This window comes from Mesorhizobium sp. B2-4-17, assembly GCF_006441275.1.
In the GTDB taxonomy this organism is placed as follows: Bacteria; Pseudomonadota; Alphaproteobacteria; order Rhizobiales; family Rhizobiaceae; genus Mesorhizobium.
On sequence record NZ_VFUX01000018.1, the window covers coordinates 51,738 to 65,259 of the forward strand.

The 13,522-nt window shown below is 61.8% G+C and carries 16 protein-coding genes and 2 pseudogenes; 9 read left to right on the forward strand and 9 right to left on the reverse strand.

From position 1 onward, the window contains the following. Nucleotides 1–69 precede the first annotated feature (69 nt). Nucleotides 70–744 (forward strand): PadR family transcriptional regulator, encoded by a 675-nt coding sequence (locus FJ548_RS15780; RefSeq protein ID WP_140763559.1) that lies wholly within the window; start codon nt 70–72, stop codon nt 742–744. Nucleotides 745–1,065: 321 nt separating this feature from the next. On the opposite strand, the gene FJ548_RS15785 is transcribed toward FJ548_RS15780, so the two are convergent. Continuing rightward, nucleotides 1,066–1,326, reverse strand: coding sequence for a YiaA/YiaB family inner membrane protein (locus FJ548_RS15785; RefSeq protein ID WP_023770145.1), 261 nt, complete (start codon nt 1,324–1,326; stop codon nt 1,066–1,068). Between the two features lie 62 nt (nt 1,327–1,388). Further along, a complete protein-coding gene (locus FJ548_RS15790; RefSeq protein ID WP_140778330.1) occupies nt 1,389–2,066 on the reverse strand; it encodes a PspA/IM30 family protein in 678 nt (225 codons plus the stop codon). 185 nt (nt 2,067–2,251) lie between these two features. Here FJ548_RS15790 and FJ548_RS15795 point away from each other — a divergent pair, with 185 nt between their 5' ends. Both FJ548_RS15795 and FJ548_RS15800 read left to right on the forward strand, forming a co-directional pair. Then, complete coding sequence (locus FJ548_RS15795) at nt 2,252–2,893, forward strand: TetR/AcrR family transcriptional regulator (RefSeq protein WP_140778331.1); 642 nt, start codon at nt 2,252–2,254, stop codon at nt 2,891–2,893. 48 nt (nt 2,894–2,941) lie between these two features. Then, nucleotides 2,942–3,232, forward strand: a complete 291-nt coding sequence (locus tag FJ548_RS15800) for an HlyU family transcriptional regulator (protein ID WP_140778332.1) — start codon at nt 2,942–2,944, stop codon at nt 3,230–3,232. Between the two features lie 400 nt (nt 3,233–3,632). Here the strand turns inward: FJ548_RS15800 and FJ548_RS15810 are convergent, their stop codons facing one another. After that, nucleotides 3,633–4,667, reverse strand: coding sequence for a class I SAM-dependent methyltransferase (locus FJ548_RS15810; protein ID WP_140778333.1), 1,035 nt, complete (start codon nt 4,665–4,667; stop codon nt 3,633–3,635). A gap of 199 nt (nt 4,668–4,866) precedes the next feature. Between FJ548_RS15810 and FJ548_RS15815 the strand changes: the two genes are divergently transcribed. After that, the gene (locus FJ548_RS15815) at nt 4,867–6,957 is read left to right on the forward strand and encodes an EAL domain-containing protein (protein ID WP_181168805.1); all 2,091 of its coding nucleotides are present in this window, start codon (nt 4,867–4,869) and stop codon (nt 6,955–6,957) included. A gap of 100 nt (nt 6,958–7,057) precedes the next feature. On the opposite strand, the gene FJ548_RS15820 is transcribed toward FJ548_RS15815, so the two are convergent. After that, the gene (locus FJ548_RS15820) at nt 7,058–7,516 is read right to left on the reverse strand and encodes an Lrp/AsnC family transcriptional regulator (protein WP_140611709.1); all 459 of its coding nucleotides are present in this window, start codon (nt 7,514–7,516) and stop codon (nt 7,058–7,060) included. Nucleotides 7,517–7,686: 170 nt separating this feature from the next. On the opposite strand from FJ548_RS15820, the gene FJ548_RS15825 reads away from it, so the two are divergent. Further along, nucleotides 7,687–8,421, forward strand: a complete 735-nt coding sequence (locus FJ548_RS15825) for an AzlC family ABC transporter permease (protein WP_140778334.1) — start codon at nt 7,687–7,689, stop codon at nt 8,419–8,421. Beyond that, complete coding sequence (locus FJ548_RS15830) at nt 8,418–8,717, forward strand: AzlD family protein (protein WP_140778335.1); 300 nt, start codon at nt 8,418–8,420, stop codon at nt 8,715–8,717. Before FJ548_RS15825 ends, FJ548_RS15830 begins: the two co-directional genes overlap by 4 nt. 30 nt (nt 8,718–8,747) lie before the next feature. Here FJ548_RS15830 and FJ548_RS15835 read toward each other — a convergent pair. Beyond that, nucleotides 8,748–9,176 (reverse strand): annotated as a pseudogene (locus FJ548_RS15835) (IS630 family transposase); the annotation flags it as partial. A gap of 178 nt (nt 9,177–9,354) precedes the next feature. On the opposite strand from FJ548_RS15835, the gene FJ548_RS15840 reads away from it, so the two are divergent. Then, on the forward strand, nt 9,355–10,026 hold the full coding sequence (locus FJ548_RS15840; RefSeq protein ID WP_140763586.1) for a DUF1236 domain-containing protein: 672 nt from the start codon (nt 9,355–9,357) through the stop codon (nt 10,024–10,026). A 141-nt stretch (nt 10,027–10,167) separates the two neighbouring features. Continuing rightward, nucleotides 10,168–10,291: pseudogene (locus FJ548_RS30455) on the forward strand (IS630 family transposase); the annotation flags it as partial. Nucleotides 10,292–10,387: 96 nt separating this feature from the next. Here FJ548_RS30455 and FJ548_RS15845 read toward each other — a convergent pair. From FJ548_RS15845 to FJ548_RS15855, 3 genes are all read right to left on the reverse strand, one after another. Beyond that, nucleotides 10,388–10,681 (reverse strand): type II toxin-antitoxin system RelE/ParE family toxin, encoded by a 294-nt coding sequence (locus FJ548_RS15845; RefSeq protein WP_140611719.1) that lies wholly within the window; start codon nt 10,679–10,681, stop codon nt 10,388–10,390. Nucleotides 10,682–10,683: 2 nt separating this feature from the next. Then, nucleotides 10,684–10,923 (reverse strand): CopG family ribbon-helix-helix protein, encoded by a 240-nt coding sequence (locus tag FJ548_RS15850; RefSeq protein ID WP_140778337.1) that lies wholly within the window; start codon nt 10,921–10,923, stop codon nt 10,684–10,686. Between the two features lie 189 nt (nt 10,924–11,112). After that, complete coding sequence (locus FJ548_RS15855) at nt 11,113–11,748, reverse strand: FMN-dependent NADH-azoreductase (RefSeq protein ID WP_140778338.1); 636 nt, start codon at nt 11,746–11,748, stop codon at nt 11,113–11,115. 108 nt (nt 11,749–11,856) lie between these two features. On the opposite strand from FJ548_RS15855, the gene FJ548_RS15860 reads away from it, so the two are divergent. Further along, a complete protein-coding gene (locus FJ548_RS15860) occupies nt 11,857–12,810 on the forward strand; it encodes a LysR family transcriptional regulator (protein ID WP_140611751.1) in 954 nt (317 codons plus the stop codon). 101 nt (nt 12,811–12,911) lie between these two features. Here FJ548_RS15860 and FJ548_RS15865 read toward each other — a convergent pair whose 3' ends face one another. Continuing rightward, on the reverse strand, nt 12,912–13,505 hold the full coding sequence (locus FJ548_RS15865) for a TetR/AcrR family transcriptional regulator (RefSeq protein WP_140611725.1): 594 nt from the start codon (nt 13,503–13,505) through the stop codon (nt 12,912–12,914). Nucleotides 13,506–13,522: the final 17 nt, after the last annotated feature.

The window sequence follows — 13,522 nt, forward strand, 5'->3', positions numbered from 1 at the left end:
ATATCTTGACTCGGCGCAGGTGTGCGCCTAATTAAGATATATCGCAAGATAGAACTCAAGGAGCAATCCATGCACAAAGATTTCGGGCGCGGCCATTTCGGCGAGCGCATGTTCATGCACATGGCCGGCAAGTTCGGCGGCCGCGGCGGCGGTTTCGGTTCGTTCGGAGGCCGGGGCGGCGGCGGACGCGGCCCGGGCGACATATTCCGCGCCGGGCGCATGCTGGCCGACGGCGATCTCAAGCTGATCACGCTGTCGCTGCTGGCCGAGGCGCCGCGCCATGGCTACGACATCATCAAGGCGCTGGAAGAGCGCACCTCCGGCATCTACAGCCCGAGCCCGGGCGTGGTCTACCCGACGCTGACCTTCCTGGAAGAGGCCGGCTATGCAGTGTCGTCAAGCGAAGGCAACAAGAAAGTGTTCTCCATCACCGAGGCCGGGCAGGCGCATCTCGCCGACAATCGCGAGATGATCGACAGCGTGCTCGAACACCTCGAACGCTTCGGCCGCAAGATGGCCAAGGCCCGGGAATGGTTCGGCTGGAATGACGATAGCGAGGATCGTCGCGGGGGCCGAGGCGGGCGTGGCGACCGTTCGGAGGCGCGCGACGAGTTCCGCGCTATCCGCCACCGGCTGCGCGCCGCGCTGAGCGACATCGTCGATGCCCCGGCCGAAAAGCAGGCCGAGGCCATGAGCATCCTCGAAGCCGCGGCCGAGGCGCTGGAAGCCTTGTCGCGCAAGTAAGGCGAGGGCGCCTGGCATGCAAAGGCTTGGGTTCCTCGCCCCATGAAATGGGGAGAGGTGGCTCGGCGAAGCCGAGACGGAGAGGGGGATGGCGCGGCCCCTGGATGGATTCAGAGTGAAATCGCCAGCGCCGCAGCCCCTCTCCGACCGCTTCGCGGCCACCTCTCCCCGCCTTGCGGGGCGAGGAACCTACGTTCTGCTAAGCCGGCGCCAGTACCCCCACCCGGACCTGCGGTCCGACCTCCCCACAAGGGGGAGGTGGAAGCGGCGGATACCAAAAGCCGGGTAGGCCCGGGCTTTTCTGCGTCGGGGATGCCGGCCTCATTCCTTGCCGACATATTCGCTGATCAGCTTTTCGTTGCGCGCCTTCTCGATCTTGGCGGTGGTCTCGGCCGAGATGCGTTCGTCGGTGCGATACTTCACAAGGTTCACCAGGCTGCCGGTGAGCAGCAGGATGCCCATGGCCCAGTAGCCCTTGGTCGACAGGTCGACGGGCGCCAGCCACAGCGACAGGCCGAGCATGAAATAGGCGGCGCCGACCGAGATGGTGTTGAACATGATATAGGTCTGATTGGCGTTCATTGGAGTTCTCCGTTGCTTTGACGAGAGTTGGTTTGATGGAAGTCAGGACCGGGGAAGCGGTTTCAGTTGATCGTCTTCAGCCGTTCGAGCACGTCCTTGGCGCGCACCTTCACCGCCGGACCATGCCCGGCATCGGCAAGGCGGTCGCGGATCGCCTCGTGACGCAATTCGCCGTCGATCTCGTCGAGAATGCCGGCCTCCTCGAACGGGTCGCTGGCTCCCTTGATGCGAGCCAGAAGTTCCTCTGCTTCGTTGAGGCTCGCCGAATGGCCGATCGACCTGACGAGGCGTGACTGCGCCCTGCGCTCGGCATCGATGGCGCGGGCCGAGATCATGCCCTGGTTGAGGTCGATGATACGGCGATGCGCCCGCTCCACCGAAACGCGCATTCGCAAGGTCTTTTCGCCAAGGCTCTGCACGGTGGCGCGGCGGATTTCGCGTTCATTTTCCAGTTCGGCGATGGCCGCGGCACCGCTTTCGGCGAGCCCGTTGTTGCCGGCGGCCAGCGCGCTCAGCGTGCGGGTTTCCAGATCGGCGTGGCGGCGGTCGAGCTGGTCGAGGCCGGCCTGCTCGGCGCGCTGGCGCACGATCAAGGTGGCAAGGGTCTGCTTGGCGGCGGCAAGTCCCGCCTCGGCATCGCGGATGCGTTGCGCCAGAAGGTCGATGGCAAAGCGATCCTTCAGGCCGTCCTCGGCGCGCGCACTGGCGCCGTCGAGCAATGTTCTGATCAGGCTAAGCATGGTTCTTCTCCCTTCGAATTTTCCTGTGAACAATGTTCACAAAGCCAAGCATATTAGGGAAATGAACATTGTTCAAGATGTTTTTGAACGCTGTTCATGGTGCCTCGGAGATGGTAAACGAGAGGAAGCCGGATCGTTCGCAACAGCGTTCCGTCCGGCAAGGATGCGCATTCACAGGAAAAAGCATGGCACTGGACAAGGAAGAGACGGGCGAGCGGGTGCTGGCCATTGCCGAGACGCTCATCAACGAGGGCGGCGTGGACAATCTGAAGGCGAGGACCATCGCCGAGCAGGCGGGCATCTCGGTCGGTTCGGTCTACAATCTGTTTGCCGATCTCGAGGGGGTGCATCGTGCTGTCAACATGCGGCTGCTCGACCGCCTGGGCGCCGCGGGGGCGGCGGCGATGGCCGACCTCACCAAGCGCGGCATCACCGACGTGCGGCAGCGCCTGCTGGCATTGGCCGGCGCCTATATGCGCTTTGTCGAGGCGCATCCCGGCAGCTGGCCGGCGCTGCTCGCCTTCAACAGGCGCCGCCCGACGCTGGCCGAGCCGGATGCCTATGAAGCGCGGCTCGACCAGCTGTTCGACATCATTGCCGCTGTGCTCGCCGGCGGCGACTTCGATCTCGACGACGAAACGCGCCGGGTGGCGGCGCGCACATTGTGGTCAAGCGTGCATGGCATCGTCACCAGCGGCTACGCTGCGAGATCCGTGCGACGGCAGGCGGACGAGATCGAGCGGCAGGTGGACCTCCTGGTGACCGTCTTCATCAGGGGGCTGGAACGCGGCGGTACATTCGCGCATGCTGGGCCAACAGCGTCGTGAATCGCCAACAAGAAGCGGTTTGCAGGGGCGAACAAGGAGATTTGAGCCATGTCTTTTCTGAAGCGTCTTTTCGGCGGCGGCGGTGAAGCGGCCGAGCCCAGAAGTGCCGTACCCGCCAAGCAGGTCGAGCACAAGGGTTTCCTGATCAGCGCCACGCCCTACAAGGCCGAGGGCCAGTACCAGACCTGCGGCGTCGTCTCCAAGGAAATCGACGGCGTGATGAAGGAACGCAAATTCATCCGCGCCGATCGCTTCGCCGGCCTCGACGACGCTGTCGACATCTCCATCAAGAAGGGCATCCAACTGGTGGATGAACAGGGCGATCGGATGTTCGGGTAAAGCGGGCCGGTCGCGGCAGCGATCGTCGGCATTGCGCTGCAAGGGCAGTGCCAGACGGCAGTTCTTGCTGGAAAGCGCGCCAAGGCATCGCGGGGAATGGCTGGATTTTTGGACCACCGAATCCGGCATCCAGGTCGTCGGCATCTTACGCGACAGATGCAGCGATAAGGTAATCGCCGCGGCGGCGCTCCAGTAGCGGATCAACGTCTCCGCCCTCGATCCAGTACCGCTACGGCACGAGCAACACGTCTGGTCACGGGCTTCGTGGCCGCCGATGCGCAGACAACCGAGAAGACGATGCGAGAGTTTCGTGCGCTGAAGGCCCAATTCTCGTAAACGGATAATCCCGGGTTAGAGTCCCGGGATTATTGTTTTGACGTGGCCTGGCGTCCGGCAGGCGCTATCCGTGCTTCTTGATGATGCCGTACAGCACGTTGCGGTTCTCGCCGAAGTACACCTGCGCCTCGACGGTGTTGCGGTCGACGCTGGCATTGATGATGTTCCACATATCGGCTTCTGTGCGCAGCAGCAGAACCCAGTCCATGAACGTCTCCCAATACCCCGCGCCGGAAGCGCCTTCGGCGTAGTTCGCGAACAGGAATGTCCCGTTCGGCTTCAGCATCTGCAGGCAGGTCTTGGTGAGCTTCACCGCGACGTTGTGCTGGAGATAGTCGTAAAGGCCGGAGGCGTAGATGAAGTCGAACTTGCCCAGTCTGTGGCCCCTGGTGAGCAGGGTTCGCACCGAACCGTCGATAGCCTCGACGGCGGTGCCCTGGAAGTCGCGCGCAATCAGTCCGACGCTCTGGGGGTCCTGATCGAGCGCGACCCAGCGCTTGAGGCGGCCTTCGGCCAGGGCAGCCGAGCGATTGGCCTCCCGCAAATGGCCGGCCGCGATCGCGAGAACCTCCGTTTGCGGCCCATTTTTGTTCGCAATCTCATCGACATAGCGGGTCAAGAGATCGCGCCGTTCCCGTGCTGCGATGGAGGAGGGCACGTCCTTGGTATGGTTGTAGAGTGCCTTGCCGATCTCCGAGGCGTTCGCCACGCTTTCGGCCACATGCGGATCGCAATAGATGTAGTCGAGCAACTGCGCGTCGCCTGAATAACCTCTGGGCTTGGTGAAGGACCAGCGCGTAAGCGGATCCTCGAGGAAATATTTCACGACTGGGTGGTTCTGCACCACCGGTATCAAGGCTTGCCAAACGTCGCGATGAACCTTGGAGCGCGTCGCGCTGAGGTACGACGTCAGACGACGAATGATCTCGGCGGGGTCTTTGTGTTGTTCGATCTGCTGCTGTGTCGCGTGGAGTATGAGTGCAAGCTCAGCGCGAGCGGTTTCGAAAGCTTCGCCGTAATGCTCGATCTTTCCTCGAGGTAGCCCGTCGGCAATCAGCTCGGCAGTAATCAGGCTTTTGCCGTCAAAGACAGTTTGCACACGGATGCTCCATAGTTAACAGTTAGTTAACTTATTGCGTAGAATGCTCCATTTGCCAATGTCGGCTCGCGAGCATTCTATCGATATGATTAATTTCTCGCTAACCATGTCAATTCTTTGGGGTTTTTAAGGAGCGACTCCGGGTTCGAGTTAACGGAAACTTGTCCTGCATCATTGCATTTGACTGCGCGGGCAAAACATGTCGCACCCAAGGAGTCGGTCTGCGTTGGGGGCAGAAGCTGCAAACGAATTCGGATCGCGAAATCCCCTTCAGCCGGGATTTGTGAACGAGCGCGTGTCATCCCGAGTGGCCGATGTGGTGGATTCGGAACCGCACGATCCGCGCCAGGAGTTGGGGGCGGCCGAACTTCGTATCCTTTACCGCAAGGAGGCTGAAGCAACGCGAAGAGTGGAAGCCAGGCCAGGGCTTTGGATCGCCGTTGCCATCTATCTGCTGTTTTCGGCAATGGATCTGCTGCTCATTCCAGACGTGGCGGCCTACACGATCGAGGCGCGCTTCGCGGTCGGATTGGCAGCGCTTTTGACCTTGGAGGCGCAGCTTCGCCGGGGAGTCGGAGCAGAATGGCTTGATGTCACCTGCGCTGCGGCCATTATATTTGGCTACCTTGGTTGGTTATGTCCAACGATCTTGTCTGCAGAGAAAGAGAGCGTTTCTTATTATATGGTCTTCGGCACCATTTTTATGATGGGTGCAAATCTCTTCTTTACATTTCGATTTAAGCTATCTATTGTAACTTCCGCTATAATATTGTTCTTACTATTCATTGTTAATTATTTCGTTCCTTCTACTCCGACGTACAAGCTAATATTAGCCATTTTCTATATTTCATGCTTCACGTTCACCTCATATGTGAACTGGAAGCTGAACGAAGAGCGTTACAACGTCTTCCTGAATGCCCTGGAAGCCAAAATTCAGCACAGGGAGGCCACCGAGCGCGGCAAGGCGCTGCTCAGGCTGTCGCGGACGGATCCGCTTACAGGTCTGGAGAACCGGCGGGCGATCGACGAGAAGCTGCGGGATTACTGGAGCGACTGGCAGAAGCTTGGCGCAGGTTTTGCTGCGATCCTGATCGACGTGGACTTCTTCAAGAAGTTCAACGACTGCTACGGCCATCAGGAGGGCGACCGTTGCCTGATCCATGTCGCCAACGCCCTCAGCGATCTGATCAAGGGCTATGATGGTTCGATCGGGCGCTATGGCGGTGAAGAATTCATCGTCCTGGCGCGCATGGACAAGAAGGACCAGGTCGAGGATCTCGCGGAAGCCATTTGCCGCACGGTGGAGAACCTGGCGCTTACCCACGAACTGCGGCGGGACGGTATTTCGATCGTGACGGCGAGCGTTGGCGCTGCCTTCACCAGGAAGCAGTCCGGCGCCAAGCTGGAGAAGATTATTCACGAGGCGGATCGCGCGCTCTATCTGGCAAAGGCCAGCGGCCGAAACTGTGCCCGGCTGTTCGATCCAACCGATCCCCAGAGCAGCGACGAGAGCGAGAATCTTGCGGCTTTGCTGAAGATCGCGATCGGCCAGGATCTGGTTTCGCTCGTCTATCAACCTATCCAGGATGTCAAATCGGGAAGGCTCGAGGCCGTGGAGGCGCTGATGCGCCTCAAAATGCTGGACGGCACCCTGGTTCCGCCGAGCCTGTTCATTCCCGTCGCGGAACGCACTGGCGCGATCCTGGAACTCGGGCGCTGGGCAATAAGGACCGTGTGCACCGAGCTTCTGGCTGGCGATCACGTCCGTGTCGTCAGCGTCAACGTCTCGCCGATCCAGCTCAAAACGCCCGGCTTCGCTGCATCGGTCGCGACCATCCTGGGCGAGACCGGCGTAACCGGCAACAGGCTGGCCTTCGAAATCACCGAAGGGCTGGAAATGGAGATGCACTCGGACATCCTGCGGTGCATCAGCGACCTGAAGCTGTTGGGCATCAAGATATGGCTTGATGATTTCGGGACCGGTTTCGCCGGCCTTTCGTGGCTTCGTCTGATCGATTTCGATACGGTGAAGATCGATCGTTCGTTCCTTCACGACTGCGCCACGCCCAAGGGCATGGCCATGCTGCAGGACATCATCGCCCTGGTCCGAAATCGCGGCCACAAGATCCTGGTCGAAGGGGTGGAAACCGAACAGCAGATGGGCCTCATGCGCGAATACGGCATAGACAAGGTCCAGGGCTTTCATGTCGGTCGCCCGCTTCCGGCAGCGAATTTCCAGGCAAAGCGGGTCATCCAGAAACGCGCATTTCCGGTTCTCAAGTCCGCGTAGCGACAGGCCAGGCGGTGGCGTCATGCCACCGCATTCCTCAATCTGGCACTCGATCCGTCCTACAATCTCGGCCGCTCGGGGCTGCTCTTGCAAGCGCTTGTCAGATCGGCAGTTCCAGCGTGTATTTGATCGTCTGGCTGGGGACGTCGGTCTTGACGTTCTGGACGCCCCTGATGCGGCTCAGATGCTCCGACTGGAAGCGGCGGTAGTCGTCGATGCTGGCCGCCACCACGCGCACCATGGCGTCGCAGTCGCCCAGCATCAGATAGCATTCCATGACCTGGGGCAGCCTGGCCACCTCGGTGGCGAAATGCTCGATCGTGTCCTCGTCCTGCGCCTTCAGCCAGATGCGGGTGAAGAAGGTGAGGCCCTTGCCGATGCTGGCCGGGTTGAGCACGGCGACATAGCGATCGATGACGCCGGCTTCCTCCAGGAGTTTTACGCGGCGCAGGCAAGGCGAGGGCGACAGGCCGACCTCATTGGCCAGGTCGTTGTTGGCCATGCGGCCGTCTCGCTGCAACGCGCGCAGGATGCGTTTGTCGATGTCGTCAAGCTTCATGGCGTTGAATTCCATTTTCTTTCTGGTTTGCAGCATTCAATGCCGAAATCGGGTGAGAAACAACGATCTTCGCGACCAAATTGCGCAGAAGTGTGGGTATGTTTGGCGCCGGTATCACGAGAGTTCAAACCCAGGGAAGCGGCGGCCGCGAGGCCGGCCGGTGGCAAGGCATGAGCATTTCGCAGACAATCGAAACAGCGGGCGATGGCTCGGGATCGGAACTCCGCCGGGGCGTTGCATCCTGCGCGCCTGTGCTGTTGGGCACCATCCCCTATGCGCTGGTGCTTGGTGCCCAGGCCACCCAGAAAGGATTGAGCACGGTCGAGTTGTCCATGATGACGGGGCTGAATTTCGCCGGCGGATCGGAATTCGCGGCGATCCAGTTGTGGACGTCGCCGCCGCACATCCTGCTCATCGTCGCCATCACCTTCCTGGTCAACAGCCGCCATCTGCTGATGGGAGCGGCCCTGGCGCCGTTCCTGCGCGACCTGCCGCGGCGCGAGGTGTTCCCGGCGTTGTTCTTCATGTGCGACGAAAGCTGGGCGCTGGGCCTGGCCGACGCCAAGCAGCGTGCCGCCGCCGGGATCAGGCCGGCCTTCAGCCCGCGCTACTATATGGGCGCGGCGCTGGCGATGTATGTGACCTGGGTGGCCTTCACCACGCTCGGCGCCTTGCTCGGCCCGATGCTTGGCCATATCGAGACCTACGGCTTCGACATGGCTTTCCCGGCCGTCTTCCTGGTGCTGATGCGCGGCATGTGGAAGGGTATGAAAGCGGCGCGGCCCTGGCTGGTGAGCCTCGTAGTGGCCGCACTTGTCTATCTCTTCGTTCCCGGCGCCTGGTATGTCGCGGCGGGCGCGGTGTCGGGGCTGATTGCCGCCTGGCTGATGGCCGTTGCCGCATGATCGACATGACGACCCTTCTCACCATCGTGCTGATGGCCGGCGTCACCTATCTCACGCGGATTGGCGGCTATGTCGTGCTGCGCAACCGCGTGCTCGGCGCCCGTGCCACGGCGGTGATGGAAGCCGCACCCGGCTGCGTGCTGATTTCGGTCATCGCACCAGCCTTCGTGTCACGAAATCCGGCCGATCTCCTGGCGCTGGCGATCACCTTTGTCGCCGCGACGCGGCTTTCCATGCTGCCGACCGTGTTGATCGGAGTGGTGGCGGCGGGGCTGCTGAGGCATTTCATTGGATAGAAAGGCAGCTGCCGGTTTGAGCAGACCTGATCACTCTGGCTCGTAACCTGCGGCGCTGAAGTAGTTGGTGCATTCCTCGGCGGTGAAGCGGGGCAGCGCGTCGCGGATAGTGTCCCAGAGCTCGGGGATGTTGCGGGCGGCGGCTTTCCTGAGGATCGACTTCAGCTTCGAGAAGGCATTTTCGATCGGGTTAAGGTCGGGGCTATAAGGTGGCAGGAAGAGCATTCGCGCGCTGGCCGCTTCGATCGTTTGGCGGGCGGCGGTGACTTTGTGAGCGGGCAGGTTGTCGAGGGTGACGATGTCACCAGTTCGAAGCGTAGGCGCCAGTACCTGCTTGGCATAAGCGGTGAACCATTCCCCCGTCATCGGTCCGTCGAGGACCATCGGCGCAGTCATGCCCGTCAGGCGCAATGCGCCTGTAAAAGTGGTCGTTTTCCAGTGCCCATGCGTCGAAGTCCAGGGACAGCGGCGCTGTTGTCTTCAGCCACGCGGAAAACTAGCAGCATCTCTCTCGGCCTATCCACCAAGTTCGCGAGAAACGGGAACAATTAATGAAAAACGCACGGAATTTTAGCCGGAACGCACACGGTTCTTCCTCGTTTTGGCTCTGAGGGAACCATGAAACGGAGAGAGAACGATGAAAAGGCTTTTGTTACCCGTTATAACAGGCGCGCTTGTTGCCCTGTCTGGCGCAGCTTTTGCCGACACTCCCGTATCCGCCGCTACCAACCTTAACGTTCGAGCCGGGCCGGGCTCGCAGTATCCGGTCATCGGCGTGCTGCGGGCGGGCCAGACGGCCACACTGAACGGCTGCCTGCAAAACTCGAAATGGTGCACCATCGCCGAGGCCGGTGGTCAAGGCTGGATCTATTCCGACTACGTCACCGCAGAATTCGGCGGCAATCGGGTGGTCTTAACCGAGCGGCCGGCCGATTCCGGCATCGCGGTTGTGAAACCTCCTCGCGATCAAGGCGGTAATGCCGGAGCCATCGCCGGTGGCGCTACCGGAGCAATCGCCGGCGCTATCATTGGAGGACCAGTTGGCGCTGCTGTGGGCGGCGCGGCTGGGGTCGTCGGCGGCGGTGCAGCCGGCACCGTGATCAATCCGCCGGAACAGGTGCGCACTTACATCAGCGCGCATCGGGTCAAGCCTGTTTACCTTCAAGGCAAGGTTGTGACCGGCGCGACCCTGCCTGACACGGTGGCCCTACAGAAGATCCCGAACTACCGGTACCGATATGTCTATGTGAACAACCGCCCGGTGCTGGTTGAGCCATCGACGCGCCGCATCGTCTATGTGGCACGCTGAAGCGCCGATCGGTAATGGATACCGACCGTCGGGCGAGCTGCCCGGCGGTCAAGCCGAGGCGGGCTGTTGACCACAACACAATTGGCGCGGCTGTAGATAGCAATCGCCGTTCACCGTAATAAACCAATCTGATTGACGGCACTGGAGGCAGCGCTCAGCGAGGAGCCGCGCTCCGGGAGGCGCGCAGCTTTCCGGCAAGGAGGAGGCCTTCCTGGTGGCCACCGCCTGCTCCAGCCCGCCGCCGGGCCGCAGTCGCTGGACGGTGGACGACGACAGTTCGCCGAAGCGATGACGGCCTCGCGCGACTCACGCGAGGCCGTCATCGCTCAGATTTCAGTTCCCTCGGCCAGCATTAGCTAGTTCACAGGGTCTGCGGCCACTGTTGGGCGGCGTGTAGGACTGTCAGTATCTCAACGGTATCCCTACCTACGCGATAAGGGACGATATAGGGAATATCGACCAAAACGAGTTCTCGCGTCGATTTGATACGCCCAACGCGCCCCATGGCCGGCTGCTCGGCGAGCAGCTCCGCCGCCGACAAGATGCGCGCAATGACACGAGCGGCCGCTTCGGGGCTGTCCTTTTCAATGTGCGCGCCGATTTCGTCAAGCCGGCGTAAGGACCGCTTGGTCCAGCGGATTGTCCTGCGGCTCATCGTCAGCCGGTGGGTTTGACGTATTTCGCAATCACGGCGGCCAACTCTTGCTCGTTGGCAAATTCACCGCGCTCGGCCTCGGCCAATCCCGCCTCTATCTCCGCGAGCTGCCATTCCTGGCGAGCTATAAAGTCCTCAATGGCCTGGGCTGCCATATAGGAGCGCGAGCGATCGAGCTTTTCGGCAAGCCGGTCGAGCCTGTTTGTCGTGTCGTCGGAAAGGCGTACTGTAAAAGCGGTCATAGTTGCGATTCACCCTGGTTCACTGTGATTATTTGTGAACCAAGGTGAATGGTCAAGGTTGCCATATCCTAAGAGCGCGGTCGCTTACTGTTTTCGCGCTGCCGGGGCATCGGCAAGCAGCAAGGCCGTTATTGGACGGCGAAAAAGCAGGCGCGAACGCCTGTTTTTCGGTTCAGATGGCGAGGTGCCTTACGCAGCCGCGGCGACCTGCTGGCTGGCGGCCACCACCGCGTCGACCTTGGCGGTCGCCTTGGCGAGAGCAGCGGTCACCGCGTCAGGGCCCATGCCGACGCCTTCGATGCGGATGACGTCGACATTGGTCATGCCGATGAAGCCGAGCACGGAGCGCAGGTAGGGGATCGCGTGGTCCATCTGCACGGCAGCACCTTCGGAATAGATGCCGCCGGAAGCCAGCATGATATAGACCTTCTTGCCGGTGACGAGGCCCTTGGGACCATTCTCGCCATAGGCAAAGCTCTTGCCGGAACGGGCGACGTGGTCGACCCAGGACTTCAGCGTCGAGGAGATGTTGAAGTTGATGAAGCCAGTGGCCAGGATCACCGTGTCTGCGGCGAACAGTTCGTCCAGCGCCGCGTCGGAAACGCCGACGACTTCAGCCTGGCGCGGGGTGCGGGCTTCGGCCGGCGTGTAGATGCCGGTCGAATAGTCGGCGTCGATGTGCGGCAGCGGGTTGGCGACGAGGTCGCGCACGACGAGCGTGTTCGACGGATCCGCGGCAAGCAGCTTTTCCGCGAATTCGGTGGCGATGCGGGTCGAGTGCGAGGCGGCGCCGCGCGGGCTTGAGGTAACGAGAAGAATGGACATAGCGGGTTTCTCCAGTGGGATGAATTGTCCCGCCAGATATGGGGCTATCAACCAATCAAATAAACTGGTATATTTCATATACGATCCATCCATAAAATGGATACGATGATGCAGCCCAACCCGACGCTCGACCAGCTTCAGATCCTTGTCGCCGTTGCCGAAACCGGGAGTTTCTCGGCTGCCGGCCGCAAGCTCAACCGGGCGCAATCCGTCATCAGCTACGGCATCGCCAATCTCGAGGCGCAGCTTGGGCTGAAGCTGTTCGAACGCGAGGGCACGCGTGAGCCACAACTGACCGAGATCGGCCGGGCGACGCTGGAGGATGCAAGGCGCATGATCGGCATGCTGCAGCGCATTCGCTCCCGGGTAGACGGGCACCATCACGGGCTGGAGGCCGAGGTGGCGTTGTCGGTCGACGTGGCGTTGCCGTCTCCGGTGCTGGTGCGGGTGCTCAAGGCGTTCGAGGCGCAGTTCCCCGCGGTGATGCTGCGCCTGCATATCGGCTCGCTCGGCCTTATTCCCGACTACGTCGTCAATGGACAGGCCGATCTCGGCATCGGCGGTCTTCTGGGCGACGTCGACGTGCATCTCGTGCGCATCGGCTTCATGTCCATGGTGCCGGCCGCGGCACCCAACCATCCGCTGGCGCTGCTGCCGAAGCCGGTGGCGCTCGAGGATGTGCGCGAACACACGCAACTCGTCGTCATCGACCAGTCCGAGCGCACCAAGGGGCGCGACTACGGTGTCTTCGCCTACCGCACCTGGCGCCTGACTGACATGCGCACCAAGCACACGCTGATGCGCGCGGGGCTGGGCTGGGGCGGTCTGCCGCGATGGCTGATCGCCGAGGATCTGGCCAATGGCCGGCTGGTTGAGCTCGATCTCGAACCCTACAGGGAGGTGAGTTCGCCGCTTTATGCCATGCATCGCGTCGACCGCAGCCCGAAGCCGGCGGCGGCCTGGCTGATCGACCAGTTCAAGCGACAACTGGGCTGCTTCAACGAATTCGAGCCGGGCGAGGTGCCGGAGGATGAGCCCGAGATTGGCAACGCGCAGAGTTGAGGTTCGTCTTCTTTGACGGAAGCGCGACATCTCGCCGTGTCGGGGCCAGCACCCACCCGGACCTGCGGTCCGACCTTCCCATTAAGGGAGGTTGTTTCCCGTCAGGCCCGGGACAGACCGTCGATCAGCGCCAGAAGGACGACCCGGTAGTCCTTGTCGGATCCACCCGCCTCGATGGCGAGAGCCGCCCGGTCAAAGGCCGAGGCGAGCAGGGCGGTAAGCGCCTCCACCGGCAGCGTCTTCATGGATCGCTCGCGCATTGCCGCGACCAGGCCTTCGCGCAGCGAACGGCTGCCGTGACGGTCGTCGATCGCATCCATCTCGGCACGGCCGAGCACGGCCGGCCCGTCAAGCAGCAAGAGCCGTGTGCGGCCGGACACGCGCATGGCGGCGAGATAGGCATCCGAACCCGCGATCAACGCATCGCGGGCGCTGAGCGAGGACGGTGATGCCCGGTCGATCTCCTCGGCCACCGCCTGCGCCTCCTGCTCGACCACGGCGGCAAACAGCGCCTGTTTGTCGGCGAAGTGATGATAGAGCGCGCCGCGCGTCACACCGGCGGCGGCGACGATCTCCGGCGTGCCGGTCTCGGCATAGGATTTTTCCGTAAACAGCCTTCGCGCCGCCGCGATGAGATCGCCGCGTGTCGCTTCGGTGCGGTCGCGGTTGGAGCGGCGTCCGGATTCCTGTTGCATACATACAGCCTGTATGT